The organism is Streptomyces sp. 8K308, from assembly GCF_004348315.1.
GTDB lineage: Bacteria > Actinomycetota > Actinomycetes > Streptomycetales > Streptomycetaceae > Streptomyces.
Genome location: NZ_SMKC01000056.1, coordinates 1 through 15,706, shown reverse-complemented (window position 1 = coordinate 15,706; position 15,706 = coordinate 1). Strand labels below are relative to the sequence as shown.

Sequence of the window (15,706 nt, the reverse complement as noted above, 5' to 3'; positions counted from 1 at the left end):
CCGGCACCCGCTATTTGATGCCGGACCAGACGACACAACGGTGTTTCGAGGGTAAGTTTCGAGGTGAGAGGGGTGGGGCCCCGACACGGCCGGGACCCCACCCACCCGGATCACTTCGAGTACAGCTCGACGATCAGCTGCTCCTGCACCTGGGTGTCGATCACCTGGCGCTCGGGCAGCGAGTGGACGAGGATCCGCAAGCTGGACGGGATCGCCTCCAGCCAGGCCGGGACGGTCTTGTCGCCGGCCTCCGCCTGGGCCACCTGGAAGGGGGTCAGGGTGCGGGAGGACTCGCGGACCTCGATGATGTCGTTGGCCGACACCCGCGCGGACGGGATGTCGGTCTTCCGGCCGTTGACCGTGATGTGGCCGTGCCGGACGAGCTGACGGGCGTGGTCCCGGGACTTGGCGAAGCCGGCCCGGTAGACCACGTTGTCGAGACGGGACTCGAGGATGCGGAGCAGGTTCTCACCGGTCTTGCCGGACTGCCGGTTGGCCTCGTTGTAGTACCCGCGGAACTGCTTCTCGAGGACACCGTAGATCCGCGCGCACTTCTGCTTCTCACGCTTCTGCAGCAGGTACTCGCTGTCCTTGGTGCGCCCGCGTCCGTGCTCACCCGGGGGGTAAGGACGGATCTCGATCGGGCACTTCGCGCTCTCGCACTTCGCTCCCTTGAGGAAGAGCTTCTGCTTCTCCCGACGGCAACGCTTGCAGTCGGCCCCGGTGTAACGCGCCATGGTCTCTTCTGTCTCCTACTTCACTTCGCTCAGACGCGGCGGCGCTTCGGCGGGCGGCAGCCGTTGTGCGGGGTCGGGGTGACGTCCTGGATCGAGCCGACCTCGAGGCCGGTGGCCTGGAGGGAGCGGATCGCGGTCTCCCGGCCGGAGCCGGGGCCCTTGACGAAGACGTCGACCTTCCGCATGCCGTGCTCCTGGGCACGGCGCGCGGCGTTCTCCGCGGCCATCTGGGCGGCGAACGGCGTGGACTTCCGGGAGCCCTTGAAGCCGACGTGGCCGGCCGAGGCCCAGGAGATCACGTTGCCGGACGGGTCGGTGATCGAGACGATGGTGTTGTTGAACGTGCTCTTGATGTGGGCGTGCCCATGAGCGACGTTCTTCTTTTCCTTGCGGCGCACCTTCTTGGCGCCGGCAGTACGGCCCTTTGGCGGCATCTGCTTGGTTTCTCCCCTGGAGGTGGTCGGTCCTGCTTACCGGACCGCTGGAGTGAGTAGCGTGATCCGGTGCGGACTACTTCTTGCCCGGCTTCTTCTTGCCGGCGATCGCGCGACGCGGCCCCTTGCGGGTGCGCGCGTTGGTCTTGGTGCGCTGGCCGTGGACGGGCAGGCCACGCCGGTGGCGCAGCCCCTCGTAGCAGCCGATCTCGACCTTGCGACGGATGTCGGCCTGGATCTCGCGACGGAGGTCACCCTCGGTCCTGATGTTGGCGTCCACGTACTCGCGGAGCTTGACGAGGTCCTCCTCGACAAGGTCGCGGACGCGGGTGTCCGGGTTGACCCCGGTGTTGGCCAGCGTCTGCTTGGCAAGGGTGCGCCCGATGCCGAAGACGTAGGTGAGGGCGACCTCGACGCGCTTGTCGCGCGGGAGATCGACGCCTGCGAGGCGTGCCATAGTGCGTGGCTCCTGGTGATTGCTGGAGGTCTGCCGCAGCACCGTTCCCGGCCTGGCGAGCCGGGTCCCCGGCCTCCGCCGGGGGTGTCGTCCCCGCGCGACTCTCGGCGCGAGGGGTCGGGTGACTGCGATTCTCTTGTCTGGGTGCGTCGCGCGAAGCGGCCGCGGAAGTGCTGGCTGGTGCCGCGATCAGCCCTGGCGCTGCTTGTGGCGCAGGTTCTCGCAGATGACCATGACCCGACCGTGACGGCGGATCACCTTGCACTTGTCGCAGATCTTCTTGACGCTCGGCCTGACCTTCATGGGCTTGTAAGGTTCTCCGGGTCGTTATGATCTTCGGTCTACTTGTAGCGGTAGACGATCCGCCCGCGCGTCAGGTCGTAGGGAGAGAGCTCCACCACGACCCGGTCGTCGGGAAGGATACGGATGTAGTGCATCCGCATCTTGCCGCTGATGTGCGCGAGGACCTGGTGGCCGTTCTGCAGCTCCACCTTGAACATCGCGTTCGGCAGAGACTCGACGACCGTGCCCTCGATCTCGATGGCCCCTTGTTTTTTGGCCATGCTTGAGCGCTTCACCTTCCGGGATCGGCTACCTGGATGGTCCCGCGCACGCAAAGGGAGAGGGCGCACAGAACCGACTCATCAGACTACGGCACCCCACCCGAAAAGACCAATCAGACCCATCATGGGGGCCTTCCCACCGAGAAAGATCATTAAGCCAACGGATCAGGAGCCGCCGTCACGCCCAGCTCGGCGAGTCGCGCCCGGCCGCCGTCCGGGGCGGTGAGGACCAGCGGCCCCGCCTCGGTGAGCGCCACCGAGTGCTCCCAGTGGGAGGCCCAGCTGCCGTCGTTGGTCTTGACGGTCCACTCGTCGGCCAGCACGTGGGTCCTCGGGGTGCCGAGCGAGATCATCGGCTCGATCGCCAGACAGAACCCGGGCACGAAGCGAGGGCCGCGGCCGCGCCTGCGGTCCACGTAGTTCAGCAGGTGCGGGTCCATGTGCATCTCGCTGCCGATGCCGTGCCCGCCGTAGTCCTCGACGATGCCGTACCGGCCGGAGGCGGGCCGCGGCTGGCGGCGGATGAAGCTCTCGATGGCCTTGGAGACGTCCACCAGGCGGTTGCCCTTGCGGAACGCGGCGATGCCGGCCCACAGGGACGCCTCGGTCACCCGGCTGAGCTCGACGAGCTCGGAGGCATGGCCCTCGCCGACCAGCACGGTCAGCGCGGCGTCCGCGTGCCAGCCGTCGACGATCGCGCCGGCGTCGATCGACAGCACGTCACCGGACTCCAGCACGGTCTCGCGGTCCGGGATCCCGTGCACCACGATGTCGTTGACCGAGGTGCAGATGGTCGCGGGGAAGCCGCCGTAGCCCAGGAAGTTGGGCTTGGCGCCGTGGTCGGCCAGGGTCTGGGCGGCGATGTCGTCCAGGTCCTTGGTGGTGGCGCCGGGGACCGCGGCCTCCGCCGTCCTGCGGTGTATCTCCGCCACCACCAGGCCGGCGGCGCGCATCTTGGCGATCTGCTCGGGGGTCTTGATTTCCACCATGGTTGGGATCCTCGCCGACTGAGCGGCCCTGTCGAAGTCCGGTGTGGCGCTGCGCCCCGAAAGAGACGCGATGCCCTGACACGAGCGGCTCCGTCGCGTGGGCGCGACCAGCCGCCCCGGCTCACGGTTTCCCGCCCGCATTTCCAGCGGAGCGTCTACGCCGCGCGCTCGGGGAGGGCGGCCAGCGCCCGCCTGGTCACCTCGGGCACCGGGGCCAGGGCCGTGATCGTCACGACCAGGCCCTGCTCCCGGTAGTAGTCGATGATCGGCTCGGTCTCCTCGTGGTAGATGGCGAGCCGCTTGCGGACGGTCTCCTCCTGGTCGTCGTCGCGCTGGTAGAGGTCGCCACCGCACTCGTCGCAGACGCCCTCGACCTCGGGCCGCTTGTACTCGACGTGGAAGGTGTGGCTGCTGTCCTTCCGGCAGGTGCGCCGCCCGGCGATGCGCTTGACGACCTCCTCCTCGGGGACCTCGAGGTCGAGGACCGCGTCGAGCCGCGTCCCCTGCTCCTCGAGCAGTGCGTCCAGGGCCTTGGCCTGGCCGATGTTGCGGGGAAAGCCGTCCAGCAGGAACCCGTCCTCGGCGTCCGGTTTCGCCATCCGGTCCGCGGCCATCGCGATGGTGACCTCGTCCGGCACCAGGCCGCCGGAGCGCAGGATCGACTCGACCTGGCGGCCGAGCTCCGTGCCCTGGCTGATGTTGGCGCGGAAGAGGTCGCCGGTGGAGATGTGCGGAATGTCCAGGCGCTGGGCGAGCAACGCGGCCTGCGTGCCCTTGCCCGCGCCCGGCGGACCGACGAGGACGATTCGCATCAGCGGAGGAACCCTTCGTAGTTGCGCTGGTGGAGCTGGCTCTCGATCTGCCGCACCGTCTCCAGGCCGACACCCACGATGATCAGGATGGAGGTGCCACCGAAGGGGAAGTCCTGCTGAGCGTCGAACATGACCAGCGCCACGGTGGGCACCAGGGCGATCAGGCCGAGGTAGAGCGATCCCGGCCAGGTGATGCGGTTCAGCACGTAGCTCAGGTACTCGACCGTCGGCCGCCCCGCCCGGATGCCCGGGATAAAACCACCATACTTCTTCATGTTTTCGGCCACCTCTTCGGGGTTGAAGGTGATGGCCACGTAGAAGAAGGCGAAGAAGACGATCAGCAGGAAGTAGGTGACGATGTAGTACGGGTGGCTGCCAGTCGTGAAGTACCGGTTGATCCAGTCCGCCCAGCCCGCGTTGGAGCCGGCGAACTGCACCAGCAGCTGCGGGATGTAGAGCAGCGAGGAGGCGAAGATCACCGGGATCACGCCGGCCTGGTTGACCTTCAGCGGGATGTAGGTGGAGGTGCCGCCGTAGGAGCGCCGGCCGATCATGCGCTTCGCGTACTGCACCGGGATCCGGCGCTGGGCCAGCTCGACGAAGAGGACGAGGCCGACCATGGCGAGACCGCAGGTGACGACGACGCCGAACTCGATCCAGCCGTCGGCGAGGCTGCCCTGCTGCTTGATCTGCCACATGGCGGCCGGGAAGCTGGCGGCGATGGACACGAACATCAGCATGGACATGCCATTACCGATACCCCGGTCCGTGATGAGCTCACCCATCCACATGATGAGCGCGGTGGCCGAGGTGAGCGCGATCACCATCACCAGCGTGGTGAAGATCGAGTCGTCCGGGATGATGTCGTTCGCCACCGTGCAGTTGGGGAAGAGGGTGCCACTGCGGGCGGTCGCCACCAGACCGGTGGCCTGGAGCACCGCCAGCGCCATCGTCAGGTAGCGGGTGTACTGGGTGATCTTCGCCTGACCGGCCTGGCCCTCCTTCTTCAGGGCCTCGAGCCGCGGGATCACCACCACCAGCAGCTGGAGGATGATGCTCGCCGTGATGTACGGCATGATCCCCAGCGCGAAGATGGTCAACTGCAGCAGCGCCCCGCCGCTGAGCACGTTGACCAGACCGAACAGGCCGGAGCTGCCCCCCGCGGCGTCCGCCTCCCTTACGCACTGATCGACGTTCTGGAAACTGACGCCCGGCACCGGCACATGCTGTCCAAGCCGGAACACCACGACGATGCCCAGGGTGAAGAGCAGCTTCTTACGCAGATCGGGCGTCTGGAACGCCCGGGCGAACGCGGCGAGCACGGCTCCTCCAGCGCCTCCCCGCCTTCAGGCGGTGGAGGTTTCGGTCTTGAAGTCCAATGAATGACAGAACGAGTGGGACAGATCTAGGGCACAGCGAGAGCTGAGAAAGCGCAACGGACGCAACCTTACCGGCGGATACGCCAGGCTGGAACGACTGACCGGGGATGCCCAAGAAGCGGACATCCCCGGTCACTCACATTTCCGACCTGCCGAACGCCGGTTCAGGAACGCTCGGTGACGGTGCCGCCCGCGGCGGTGATCTTCTCCTTGGCGGAGGCGGAGACGGCGTCGACCGTCACCGTCAGCGCCACCGAGATCTCGCCGGTGCCAAGCACCTTGACCAGCTCGTTCTTCCGGACCGCGCCCTTGGCGACCAGGTCCTCGACGGTGACCTCGCCGCCCTCCGGGTAGAGCGCCGCGAGCCGGTCCAGGTTGACGACCTGGAACTGCTTGTGCGCGATGCTCTTGAAGCCCTTCATCTTGGGCAGCCGCTGCAGCAGCGGGAGCTGGCCGCCCTCGAAGCCGGCCCGAACCTGGTAGCGGGCCTTGGTGCCCTTGGTGCCGCGACCAGCGGTCTTACCCTTGGACGCCTCACCGCGACCCACCCGGATCTTGGACTTCTTGGCGCCCGGGGCCGGACGCAGGTCGTGGAGCTTGAGCGGCGCGCTCTCGGCGCCCTCAGGGGTTCCCTTGGCGAGCTCCGCCATCTCAGTCCACCTCCTCGACCGTCACCAGATGCCGCACGGTGTTGGCCATGCCGCGGATCTCCGGGCGGTCATCCTTGACGACCACGTCGTTGATACGCCGCAGCCCGAGCGAGCGCAGCGTTTCCCTGTGGTTCTGCTTGCTCCCGATCTGGGACTTCACCTGAGTGATCTTCAGCTGCGCCATCACGCACCCACTCCGGCACGCGCCCGCAGCAGAGCGGCGGGGGCGACGTCCTCGAGCGGCAGGCCGCGACGGGCCGCGATCTCCTCGGGGCGCTGCAGGCCCTTCAGCGCGGCCACCGTGGCGTGCACGATGTTGATCGGGTTCGACGAACCGAGCGACTTGCTCAGCACGTCGTGGATGCCCGCGCACTCCAGCACGGCGCGCACCGGGCCACCGGCGATCACACCGGTACCCGGGGAGGCCGGCTTGAGCAGCACGATGCCGGCGGCCTCCTCGCCCTGGATCGGGTGCGGGATGGTGCCCTGGATCCGGGGGACCTTGAAGAAGTGCTTCTTGGCCTCCTCGACACCCTTGGCGATGGCGGCCGGCACCTCCTTGGCCTTGCCGTAACCGACACCCACGGTGCCGTCACCGTCGCCCACCACGACCAGCGCGGTGAAGCTGAAGCGACGACCACCCTTCACAACCTTGGCGACACGGTTGATCGCGACGACGCGCTCGACGTACGCGGTCTTCTCGGCGGCGGCGCCGCCATCCCGGCCCTTACGGTCCCGCCGCTCGCCGCCACCGGCGCCGCCACCGCGGCGCTGGGGTCCAGCCATTGGAATTACCTCTCTCGATTGCTCGGACGGGACCGGCTCAGAACTTGAGCCCCGCCTCGCGGGCGGCGTCGGCCAGCGCGGCGACGCGCCCGGCGTACTTGTTACCGCCACGGTCGAACACGACGGCCTCGACACCGGCGGCCTTGGCACGCTCCGCGACCAGGGTGCCGACCTTCTTGGCCTGCGCGCTCTTGTCGCCCTCGCCGCCACGGATCGACGCGTCCAGCGACGAGGCCGAGGCCAGCGTGTGGCCCACGGTGTCGTCGATGACCTGCGCCACCATGTGACGGTTGGAACGGGTCACGACCAGGCGCGGACGCTCGGGGCTGCCCGAGATCTTCTTGCGGATGCGGATGTGCCGGCGCTTGGCCGCCACCCGCTTCCGCGCGTCGCCCTTGGCGATCTTCAGTCCGTATGCCATGGCTACTTACCAGCCTTTCCGACCTTGCGGCGGATGACTTCGCCCTCGTACTTGACGCCCTTGGCCTTGTACGGGTCAGGCTTCCGCAGCTTGCGGATCTTCGCCGCTACCTCGCCCACCTTCTGCTTGTCGATGCCCTCGACGCTGAATCGGGTCGGGGTCTCCACCTTGAAGGTGATGCCCTCCGGCGGCTCGATCAGGATGGGGTGGCTGTAGCCCAGGGAGAACTCGAGGTTGCTCCCCTTGGCCTGGACGCGGTAACCGACACCGCTGATCTCAAGCTTCTTGACGTACCCCTGGGTCACGCCGACGATCATGTTGTCGACCAGCGTGCGGGACAGCCCGTGCAGGGCCCGGTTGCGGTTCTCGTCGTTGGGACGGGTCACCACGATGGTGCCGTCCTCGGCCTGCGCGACCTCGATCGGCGCGGCGACGGTGTGCGAGAGGGTGCCCTTGGGGCCCTTCACCGCGACCGTGCGACCGTCGATGGTCACGTCCACGCCGGCGGGAACCGGGATGGGCTGCTTGCCGATGCGCGACATGGCTCTTCCTCCGTTCCCTTCGTCACCAGACGTAGGCGAGGACTTCCCCACCCACGCCCTTCTTCTGCGCCTGCTTGTCGGTGAGCAGCCCGTTGGAGGTGGAGATGATCGCCACGCCCAGGCCGCCGAGCACCTTCGGCAGGTTGGTGGACTTCGCGTAGACCCGCAGGCCCGGCTTCGAGATCCGCTTGATGCCGGCGATCGAACGCTCGCGGTTCGGGCCGTACTTGAGCTCGAGGACGAGGCTCTTGCCCACCTGGGCGTCCTCGGTCTTCCAGCCCGTGATGTAGCCCTCCTGCTGGAGGATCTCCGCGATGTGCGTCTTGATCTTGCTGTGCGGCATCACGACGGTGTCGTGGTACGCCGAGTTCGCGTTACGCAGACGCGTCAGCATGTCTGCGATCGGGTCGGTCATGGTCATAAAACGGCCTTTGGCCTCTCTCACCGGGGTTTCTCGCGGGGGCCGCGCCACCCGAAGGCGGCGCGGACCCCACGGGACCTACGGCGTAGTAGGTGTTACCAGGAGCTCTTGGTGACGCCCGGCAGCTCGCCCCGGTGCGCCATCTCACGAAGGCACACGCGGCAGAGGCCGAACTTGCGGTACACGGAGTGCGGCCGGCCACAGCGCTGGCAGCGCGTGTAGCCACGCGAGCTGAACTTGGGCTTGCGGGCGGCCTTGGCGATCAGAGCCTTCTTCGCCATAGCTCACGCCTCCTTGAACGGGAATCCGAGGAGACGCAGCAGGGTGCGGCCCTCGTCGTCGGTGTTCGCCGTGGTGACCACGGTGATGTCCATGCCCCGGACCCGGTCGATCTGGTCCTGGTCGATCTCATGGAACATGACCTGCTCGGTCAGGCCGAACGTGTAGTTGCCCCGGCCGTCGAACTGCTTCGGCGACAGGCCGCGGAAGTCACGGATCCGCGGCAGCGCCAGCGACAGCAGGCGGTCGAGGAACTCCCACATGCGGTCGCCGCGCAGCGTCACGTGCGCGCCGATCGGCATGCCCTCGCGCAGCTTGAACTGCGCGATGGACTTGCGGGCCTTGGTCACGGTCGGCTTCTGGCCGGTGATCGTGGCGAGGTCGCGGACGGCCCCGTCGATCAGCTTGGAGTCGCGGGCGGCGTCGCCCACACCCATGTTGACCACGATCTTGGTCAGCCCCGGCACCTGCATGACGTTGGCGTACTGGTACTGGTCACGCAGCTTGCCGACGATCTCCTCGCGGTACCGCGTCTTCAGGCGCGGCGCGGTGGTGGTCGGTGTCGCAGTGGTCATCAGATGTCCTCACCGGTCCGCCGGGCAACGCGGATCTTGTTGCCGTTGTCGTCGAAGCGGTAGCCGACGCGGGTGGTGACCTTCTTGCCGTCCTTCTCCACCACGAGCGCGACGTTGCTCACGTGGATCGGGGCCTCGGTGGTGATGATGCCACCGGTCTTGGAACCACGGGCGGTCGTGCCGGCCTTGGTGTGCTTCTTGACCCGGTTGACACCCTCGACCAGGACGCGGTCCTCGCGGGGGTAGGCCACGATGACCTTGCCCTGCTTGCCCTTGTCCTTGCCGGTGATGACCTGAACCAGGTCGCCCTTCTTGATCTTCATGCTCACAGCACCTCCGGCGCGAGGGAGATGATCTTCATGAACTTCTTCTCGCGCAGTTCACGGCCGACCGGGCCGAAGATACGGGTGCCACGGGGGTCGCCGTCGTTCCGGAGAATGACGGCGGCGTTCTCGTCGAAGCGGATGTACGAGCCGTCCGGACGCCGGCGCTCCTTCACGGCGCGCACGACGACCGCCTTGACGACGTCACCCTTCTTGACGTTGCCGCCCGGGATCGCGTCCTTGACGGTGGCGACGATGACATCGCCGATGCCCGCGTAACGGCGACCGGATCCGCCCAGAACGCGGATGCAGAGGATCTCCTTCGCACCCGTGTTGTCGGCGACACGCAGTCGCGACTCCTGCTGGATCATGTCGTTACTTCGCCTTCTCCAGAATCTCCACGACGCGCCAGCGCTTGGTAGCGGACAGCGGCCGGGTCTCCATCAGGAGTACGCGGTCACCGACACCGGCGGCGTTCTGCTCGTCGTGCGCCTTGAGCTTGTTGGTGCGGCGGATGATCTTGCCGTACAGGGCGTGCTTGACCCGGTCCTCGACGGCGACGACGACGGTCTTGTCCATCTTGTCGCTGACGACCAGACCCTCACGCGTCTTCCGCCGGCCGCGCTCGGTCGTCTCAGTCACAGTGTTCTCACTCATCAGGCGCTCTCCACCGCCTCGGCAGCCTCGGCCGGCTCCGCCACCGTCTCGATGCCGAGCTCGCGCTCGCGCATGAGGGTGTAGACCCGGGCGATGTCCTTGCGCACGGCCTTCAGCCGGCTGTTGTTCTCCAGCTGCCCGGTCGCCGCCTGGAAGCGGAGGCGGAACAGCTCCTCCTTCGCCTCGCGCAGCTTCACAACGAGCTCCTCGTTGTTCAGCTCACGCAGCTCGGAGACCTTGGTACCGGCTGCCATCACGCCTCACCTGCCTCGCGCCGAACGATCCGGCACTTCATCGGAAGCTTGTGCGCGGCGCGGATCAGCGCCTCACGAGCGATCTTCTCGTTGGGGTAGGAGAGCTCGAACATCACGCGACCCGGCTTGACGTTCGCGACCCACCACTCCGGCGAACCCTTACCGGAACCCATGCGGGTCTCGGCGGGCTTCTTGGTCAGCGGGCGGTCCGGGTAGATGTTGATCCACACCTTGCCGCCACGCTTGATGTGCCGGGTCATCGAGATACGCGCGGCCTCGATCTGCCGGTTGGTGACGTACGCGGCGGTCACGGCCTGGATGCCGTACTCGCCGAACGCGACCTCGGTGCCACCCTTGGCCTTGCCACTGCGCTTCGGGTGGTGCTGCTTGCGGTACTTGACCTTGCGGGGAATCAGCATGGTCTTCAGCTCTCCGATCCGGTGGTGCTCTCGGCGGCCGGAGCGGTGGCCTGGGCCTCGGCCTTGGGAGCCTCGGCGGCGGGCGCACCCTGCTGCTGCGGACGGCGGCCACGGCCACCGCGCTCGCCACGGCCGCGGGCCGGGCGGTCGGCGCCGGCGCCGCCACGGGCCGGGCGGTTGCCGGCACGGGCCGCGGCGTTCTCCGCGCGAACCTCGGCGATGTTCTTGACGTCGCCCTTGTAGATCCAGACCTTCACGCCGATCCGGCCGAAGGTGGTGCGAGCCTCGAAGAAGCCGTAGTCCACGTTGGCGCGGAGCGTGTGCAGCGGCACCCGACCCTCGCGGTAGAACTCGGACCGGGACATCTCGGCGCCGCCGAGACGGCCGCCGCACTGGATCTTGATGCCCTTGGCGCCGGCCTTCAGCGTGCTCTGCATCGACTTGCGCATGGCACGCCGGAAGGAGACGCGGGAGGACAGCTGCTCGGCGACCGCCTGGGCCACCAGCTGGGCGTCCAGCTCGGGGTTCTTGACCTCGAGGATGTTGAACTGGATCTGCTTGCCGGTCAGCTTCTCCAGGTTGCCCCGGAGGCGGTCGGCCTCCGCGCCGCGGCGACCGATGACGATGCCGGGACGGGCGGTGTGGACGTCGACGCGGACCCGGTCACGGGTGCGCTCGATCTCCACCTTGGAGATGCCGGCCCGCTCCATGCCCTGGGTGAGCATGCGGCGGATCGCGACGTCTTCCTTGACGTAGTCCTTGTAGAGCTTGTCGGCGTACCAGCGCGACTTGAAGTCGGTCGTGACGCCGAGACGGAACCCGTGCGGGTTTACCTTCTGGCCCATTACCGGGTTCCTTCCTTGCTGCTGACGACCACCGTGATGTGGCTGGTCCGCTTGCGGATCCGGTAGGCACGGCCCTGGGCGCGCGGCCGGAACCGCTTCAGGGTCGGGCCCTCGTCGACGTACGCCTCGCTGACGTAGAGGCTGTCGACGTCCGTGTGGTTGTAGTTGTGCGCGGCGTTGGCGATGGCGCTGTCGAGCACCTTGCCCACGGGCACGCTGGCGGCCTGCGGGGCGAAGCGCAGGACAGCCTGTGCCTCCGCGGCGCTCTTGCCACGGATGAGGTCCACCACACGGCGGGCCTTCATGGGCGTGACGCGGATGTACCGCGCGATAGCCCTGGCTTCCATGGTTGTCCCTTCGGTGTCGGTCATGGTCTGCGAACCCCGCTCAGCGCCGACGCGACTTGCGGTCGTCCTTGACGTGACCGCGGAACGTACGGGTGGGGGCGAACTCGCCGAGCTTGTGGCCGACCATCGACTCGGTGACGAACACCGGGACGTGCTTGCGGCCGTCGTGCACCGCGATCGTGTGGCCGAGCATGGCCGGGACGATCATCGAGCGGCGAGACCAGGTCTTGATGACGTTCTTGGAACCGGATTCGTTCTGCGAGTCCACCTTCTTCATCAGGTGGTCGTCGACGAAGGGTCCCTTCTTGAGACTGCGCGGCATCGAAACCTGCTCCTAGCGCTTCTTGTTCGTCTTGCGGCGGCGGATGATGTACTTGTTGCTGGCCTTCTTCGGCGCGCGAGTCCGGCCTTCCTTCTTGCCCCAGGGCGAGACCGGGTGGCGACCACCCGAGGTCCGGCCCTCGCCACCGCCGTGCGGGTGGTCGACGGGGTTCATCACGACACCGCGGACGCTCGGACGAACGCCCTTCCAGCGCATCCGGCCGGCCTTGCCCCAGTTGATGTTCGACTGCTCGGCGTTGCCGACCTCGCCGACCGTGGCCCGGCAGCGCACGTCCACGAGACGGATCTCGCCGGACGGCATGCGGAGGTGGGCCATCCGGCCCTCCTTCGCGAGCAACTGCACCGAGGCACCGGCGGAGCGGGCGAACTTGGCGCCGCCGCCGGGCTGGAGCTCGATCGCGTGGATCACGGTACCGACCGGGATGTTGCGCAGCGGCAGGTTGTTACCCGGCTTGATGTCGGCGCCCGCGCCGTTCTCCACCCGGTCGCCCTGCCGCAGGTTGGCCGGGGCGATGATGTAGCGCTTCTCGCCGTCGGCGTAGTGCAGCAGCGCGATCCGCGCGGTGCGGTTCGGGTCGTACTCGATGTGCGCGACCTTGGCCGGCACACCGTCCTTGTCGTGCCGACGGAAGTCGATGACGCGGTAGGCGCGCTTGTGCCCGCCGCCCTGGTGACGGACGGCCACACGACCGGCGTTGTCCCGGCCACCCTTGCTGTGCAGGGGGCGGACCAGCGACTTCTCCGGCGTGGACCGCGTGATCTCGACGAAGTCGGCGACGCTGGCGCCTCGACGGCCCGGAGTCGTCGGCTTGTACTTGCGGATTCCCATTTCTTAGTCCTCGTCCGGTATCGGACGGACCGGCTCCCCTAGGAGAGGACCGGACCGCCGAAGATGTCGATGCTGTCGCCCTCGGCGAGGGTCACGATGGCGCGCTTGGTGTTGGCGCGCTTGCCGTAGCCGGTGCGGGTGCGCTTGCGCTTGCCCTGCCGGTTGATCGTGTGAACCGACTGGACCTTGACCGAGAAGACCGCCTGGACGGCCTGCTTGATCTGGGTCTTGTTGGCCCGCGGGTCGACGATGAACGTGTACTTGTTCTCGTCGAGCAGCGCGTAGCTCTTCTCCGACACCACGGGCTTGAGCAGCACGTCGTGCGGGGAGGTGAGCTCCTTGCTGGAGACGACCTCGGCGACGGTCGAGTCGCTCATCAGGCTTCGCTCCCTTCGGGCTTGTCGAGCGCCACCTTGGCGGTGCCGATCGGGCCGGCCACGAAGCGGTCGAAGGCGGCCTTGGTGAAGACGACGTCGTCGGAGTCGAGCACGTCGTAGGTGTTCAGCTGGCCCGGGTCGATGATGTGGACCTGGGGCAGGTTGCGGGCCGAGAGCCACGAGGTGTTGTCCGCGCGGTCGGCGACCAGCAGCAGCTTCTTGCGGTCGCTGATCTTCTCGAACAGGCCGCGCGCCGCCTTGGTGGAGACCTCGCCGTCCACGACGCCGGTGACGACGTGGACGCGCTCGTGCCTGGCCCGGTCGGTGAGGGCGCTGCGCAGGGCGGCGGCCTTCATCTTCTTCGGGGTGCGCTGCGTGTAGTCACGCGGCACGGGGCCGTGCACGGTGCCACCGCCGGTGAACTGCGGGGCGCGGGTGGAACCCTGGCGGGCCCGGCCGGTGCCCTTCTGGCGGTACGGCTTCTTGCCACCGCCACGGACCTCGCCGCGGGTCTTGGCCTTGTGCGTGCCCTGGCGGGCGGCGGCCAGCTGCGCGACGACGACCTGGTGCATCAGCGGGACGCTGACGCGCGCGTCGAAGATCTCCGCGGGGAGCTCGACGGTGCCGGTCTTCTCGCCAGCGGGCGAAAGGATGTCAACGGTGCTCATGGTTTACCCTCAGGCCCCCTTGGCCGCGGTACGGACCAGGACGAGGCCGCCGTTGGGGCCGGGCACCGCGCCCTTGATGAGCAGCAGGCCCTTCTCCGCGTCAACGGCGTGGACGGTCAGGTTCTGGGTGGTCACGCGCTCGTTGCCGGTGCGGCCGGCCATGCGCAGACCCTTGAACACGCGGCCCGGGGTGGCGCAGCCACCGATGGAGCCGGGCGAACGGTGCTTGCGCTGCGTGCCGTGCGAGGCGCCGAGGCCGCCGAAGCCGTGGCGCTTCATGACACCGGCGGTGCCCTTGCCCTTGCTGGTGCCGGTCACGTCGACCTTGACGCCAGACTCGAACACCTCGGCCGTGACCTCCTGGCCGAGGGTGTACTCGCTGGCGTCGGCGGTCCGCAGCTCGACCAGGTGGCGGCGCGGGGTGACGTCGGCCTTGGCGAAGTGGCCCTTGAGGGGCTTGTTCACCTTGCGCGGGTCGATCTCGCCGTAGGCGATCTGGACGGCCGAGTAGCCGTCGCGGTCGTCGGTGCGCACCTGGGTCACGACGCAGGGGCCGGCCTTGACCACGGTCACCGGGACGATGCGGTTGTTCTCGTCCCAGACCTGGGTCATGCCGAGCTTCTCGCCCAGGACGCCCTTGATCTGCTTGGTCATCTTCGCTACCGGCCTCTCAGAGCTTGATCTCGATGTCGACGCCGGCCGGCAGGTCCAGGCGCATCAGCGAGTCAACGGTCTTGGGGGTCGGGTCGAGGATGTCGATCAGCCGCTTGTGGGTGCGCATCTCGAAGTGCTCGCGCGAGTCCTTGTACTTGTGCGGCGACTTGATGACGCAGTACACGTTCTTCTCAGTGGGCAGCGGCACCGGGCCAGCGACCGACGCTCCCGTGCGGGTCACCGTCTCGACGATCTTCTTCGCCGAGTTGTCGATGACCTCGTGGTCGTAGGCCTTGAGCCGGATGCGGATCTTCTGTCCCGCCATGGCTACTTCGTAGTCCTGTCTCTTCGTTTTCCGCTCTGGTCCCCGGCGTCGCCCTCCGACCTCCGACCCACGCGGTCGGGCGTGTCGCGCCCCCTCCCTTATTTCGCCGCAGGGCACCCCCGTCGGGGGTTTCCACTGCGAGGAGTGGGGGGAGACTGGTGGAGAACCTCCACCGGGTACCTGGCTGACGCCCCGCCCACGCTTCCCGGAAGATCCCGGTATTTCCGCCCTCATCAGGGACGACGAATACAGTGGGACTCGCTTCCGGTCCTCCCGGCGGGAGGCGCGCAGCATCGGCTCTCAACCGAGCAACCTGGTCAGTGTGCCACATGCCCCGCCGCCGGCACCAATCGGTCCTGCCGGACCGAACGGCTCGAAGGGGCCTCGGCCACGTACTCCCGCACCGCGTGCGGTTGTTCCCCGCTGCGCGCGGATGAGCGGCGGCTCCGCCGCCGGGCAGCACGCTCGCCCTTCTCGCGCTCCGCGCGTGGTATACGCGACGGCTTCGCACGCGGCCGGCCGCGGCCACGCCGTCGACCGGCGCCCCGGCACCACGCGCGGGGTCGCCCCGCCCCTTCCCGCCGCACGGTGCGGTGCGCCACCAGAGCGCCGGCCCCCGAC

Annotated in this window: 29 protein-coding genes; all 29 read right to left on the bottom strand. The window is 68.0% G+C overall.

Annotated features, from left to right (window positions below; translation table 11 throughout):
• Positions 1-110: 110 nt before the first annotated feature.
• A complete protein-coding gene (rpsD, locus tag E1265_RS11415; RefSeq protein ID WP_132930165.1) occupies positions 111-737 on the bottom strand; it encodes a 30S ribosomal protein S4 in 627 nt (208 codons plus the stop codon).
• Between the two features lie 29 nt (positions 738-766).
• Positions 767-1,171, bottom strand: a complete 405-nt coding sequence (rpsK, locus tag E1265_RS11410) for a 30S ribosomal protein S11 (protein ID WP_019433438.1) — start codon at positions 1,169-1,171, stop codon at positions 767-769.
• Between the two features lie 76 nt (positions 1,172-1,247).
• Positions 1,248-1,628 (bottom strand): 30S ribosomal protein S13, encoded by a 381-nt coding sequence (gene rpsM, locus E1265_RS11405; RefSeq protein WP_132930164.1) that lies wholly within the window; start codon positions 1,626-1,628, stop codon positions 1,248-1,250.
• Positions 1,629-1,817: 189 nt separating this feature from the next.
• Positions 1,818-1,931: a 50S ribosomal protein L36 gene (gene rpmJ, locus E1265_RS11400; RefSeq protein WP_049567412.1), complete on the bottom strand. Its 114-nt coding sequence runs from the start codon at positions 1,929-1,931 to the stop codon at positions 1,818-1,820.
• A 38-nt stretch (positions 1,932-1,969) separates the two neighbouring features.
• Positions 1,970-2,191 carry a translation initiation factor IF-1 gene (gene infA / locus E1265_RS11395; RefSeq protein ID WP_003948620.1) on the bottom strand — a complete coding sequence of 74 codons (222 nt, stop codon included), beginning with the start codon at positions 2,189-2,191 and terminating at the stop codon, positions 1,970-1,972.
• A 152-nt stretch (positions 2,192-2,343) separates the two neighbouring features.
• Positions 2,344-3,180: a type I methionyl aminopeptidase gene (map, locus tag E1265_RS11390; protein ID WP_132930163.1), complete on the bottom strand. Its 837-nt coding sequence runs from the start codon at positions 3,178-3,180 to the stop codon at positions 2,344-2,346.
• A gap of 155 nt (positions 3,181-3,335) precedes the next feature.
• A complete protein-coding gene (locus E1265_RS11385; RefSeq protein WP_132930162.1) occupies positions 3,336-3,992 on the bottom strand; it encodes an adenylate kinase in 657 nt (218 codons plus the stop codon).
• Positions 3,992-5,314 carry a preprotein translocase subunit SecY gene (gene secY, locus E1265_RS11380; protein ID WP_132930161.1) on the bottom strand — a complete coding sequence of 441 codons (1,323 nt, stop codon included), beginning with the start codon at positions 5,312-5,314 and terminating at the stop codon, positions 3,992-3,994. Before secY ends, E1265_RS11385 begins: the two co-directional genes overlap by 1 nt.
• Before the next feature lie 221 nt (positions 5,315-5,535).
• Positions 5,536-6,021, bottom strand: a complete 486-nt coding sequence (gene rplO / locus E1265_RS11375) for a 50S ribosomal protein L15 (RefSeq protein WP_132930160.1) — start codon at positions 6,019-6,021, stop codon at positions 5,536-5,538.
• 1 nt (position 6,022) lies between these two features.
• Positions 6,023-6,205: a 50S ribosomal protein L30 gene (gene rpmD / locus E1265_RS11370; protein ID WP_132930159.1), complete on the bottom strand. Its 183-nt coding sequence runs from the start codon at positions 6,203-6,205 to the stop codon at positions 6,023-6,025.
• Complete coding sequence (rpsE, locus tag E1265_RS11365; RefSeq protein ID WP_120698204.1) at positions 6,205-6,807, bottom strand: 30S ribosomal protein S5; 603 nt, start codon at positions 6,805-6,807, stop codon at positions 6,205-6,207. Before rpsE ends, rpmD begins: the two co-directional genes overlap by 1 nt.
• Positions 6,808-6,844: 37 nt before the next feature.
• Positions 6,845-7,228 (bottom strand): 50S ribosomal protein L18, encoded by a 384-nt coding sequence (gene rplR, locus E1265_RS11360; protein ID WP_132930158.1) that lies wholly within the window; start codon positions 7,226-7,228, stop codon positions 6,845-6,847.
• A gap of 2 nt (positions 7,229-7,230) precedes the next feature.
• Positions 7,231-7,770: a 50S ribosomal protein L6 gene (rplF, locus tag E1265_RS11355; protein WP_132930157.1), complete on the bottom strand. Its 540-nt coding sequence runs from the start codon at positions 7,768-7,770 to the stop codon at positions 7,231-7,233.
• A gap of 22 nt (positions 7,771-7,792) precedes the next feature.
• Positions 7,793-8,191 carry a 30S ribosomal protein S8 gene (gene rpsH / locus E1265_RS11350; RefSeq protein ID WP_132930156.1) on the bottom strand — a complete coding sequence of 133 codons (399 nt, stop codon included), beginning with the start codon at positions 8,189-8,191 and terminating at the stop codon, positions 7,793-7,795.
• A gap of 95 nt (positions 8,192-8,286) precedes the next feature.
• On the bottom strand, positions 8,287-8,472 hold the full coding sequence (locus E1265_RS11345) for a type Z 30S ribosomal protein S14 (RefSeq protein WP_132930155.1): 186 nt from the start codon (positions 8,470-8,472) through the stop codon (positions 8,287-8,289).
• A 3-nt stretch (positions 8,473-8,475) separates the two neighbouring features.
• Positions 8,476-9,045, bottom strand: coding sequence for a 50S ribosomal protein L5 (gene rplE / locus E1265_RS11340; protein WP_132930154.1), 570 nt, complete (start codon positions 9,043-9,045; stop codon positions 8,476-8,478).
• Entirely contained in the window at positions 9,045-9,368 is a 324-nt protein-coding gene (gene rplX / locus E1265_RS11335; RefSeq protein WP_132930153.1) for a 50S ribosomal protein L24, read from the bottom strand. The genes rplE and rplX overlap by 1 nt, the downstream gene beginning before the upstream one ends.
• A gap of 2 nt (positions 9,369-9,370) precedes the next feature.
• Entirely contained in the window at positions 9,371-9,739 is a 369-nt protein-coding gene (gene rplN, locus E1265_RS11330) for a 50S ribosomal protein L14 (protein WP_107485047.1), read from the bottom strand.
• 4 nt (positions 9,740-9,743) lie between these two features.
• Positions 9,744-10,025: a 30S ribosomal protein S17 gene (rpsQ, locus tag E1265_RS11325; RefSeq protein WP_132930152.1), complete on the bottom strand. Its 282-nt coding sequence runs from the start codon at positions 10,023-10,025 to the stop codon at positions 9,744-9,746.
• Complete coding sequence (gene rpmC / locus E1265_RS11320) at positions 10,025-10,279, bottom strand: 50S ribosomal protein L29 (protein ID WP_132930151.1); 255 nt, start codon at positions 10,277-10,279, stop codon at positions 10,025-10,027. Before rpmC ends, rpsQ begins: the two co-directional genes overlap by 1 nt.
• On the bottom strand, positions 10,279-10,698 hold the full coding sequence (rplP, locus tag E1265_RS11315; protein ID WP_132930150.1) for a 50S ribosomal protein L16: 420 nt from the start codon (positions 10,696-10,698) through the stop codon (positions 10,279-10,281). The genes rpmC and rplP overlap by 1 nt, the downstream gene beginning before the upstream one ends.
• Positions 10,699-10,703: 5 nt before the next feature.
• Positions 10,704-11,543 (bottom strand): 30S ribosomal protein S3, encoded by an 840-nt coding sequence (gene rpsC, locus E1265_RS11310; RefSeq protein ID WP_132930149.1) that lies wholly within the window; start codon positions 11,541-11,543, stop codon positions 10,704-10,706.
• The gene (gene rplV / locus E1265_RS11305) at positions 11,543-11,890 is read right to left on the bottom strand and encodes a 50S ribosomal protein L22 (protein WP_132930148.1); all 348 of its coding nucleotides are present in this window, start codon (positions 11,888-11,890) and stop codon (positions 11,543-11,545) included. The genes rpsC and rplV overlap by 1 nt, the downstream gene beginning before the upstream one ends.
• A gap of 40 nt (positions 11,891-11,930) precedes the next feature.
• Positions 11,931-12,212 carry a 30S ribosomal protein S19 gene (gene rpsS / locus E1265_RS11300; RefSeq protein ID WP_132930147.1) on the bottom strand — a complete coding sequence of 94 codons (282 nt, stop codon included), beginning with the start codon at positions 12,210-12,212 and terminating at the stop codon, positions 11,931-11,933.
• Between the two features lie 12 nt (positions 12,213-12,224).
• Positions 12,225-13,061 (bottom strand): 50S ribosomal protein L2, encoded by an 837-nt coding sequence (gene rplB, locus E1265_RS11295; RefSeq protein ID WP_132930146.1) that lies wholly within the window; start codon positions 13,059-13,061, stop codon positions 12,225-12,227.
• A gap of 38 nt (positions 13,062-13,099) precedes the next feature.
• On the bottom strand, positions 13,100-13,438 hold the full coding sequence (gene rplW, locus E1265_RS11290) for a 50S ribosomal protein L23 (protein ID WP_132930145.1): 339 nt from the start codon (positions 13,436-13,438) through the stop codon (positions 13,100-13,102).
• Positions 13,438-14,106, bottom strand: a complete 669-nt coding sequence (rplD, locus tag E1265_RS11285; RefSeq protein WP_132930144.1) for a 50S ribosomal protein L4 — start codon at positions 14,104-14,106, stop codon at positions 13,438-13,440. The genes rplW and rplD overlap by 1 nt, the downstream gene beginning before the upstream one ends.
• A 9-nt stretch (positions 14,107-14,115) precedes the next feature.
• Positions 14,116-14,760: a 50S ribosomal protein L3 gene (gene rplC / locus E1265_RS11280; RefSeq protein ID WP_132930143.1), complete on the bottom strand. Its 645-nt coding sequence runs from the start codon at positions 14,758-14,760 to the stop codon at positions 14,116-14,118.
• 16 nt (positions 14,761-14,776) lie between these two features.
• Positions 14,777-15,085, bottom strand: a complete 309-nt coding sequence (gene rpsJ, locus E1265_RS11275) for a 30S ribosomal protein S10 (protein ID WP_016473429.1) — start codon at positions 15,083-15,085, stop codon at positions 14,777-14,779.
• Positions 15,086-15,706: the final 621 nt, after the last annotated feature.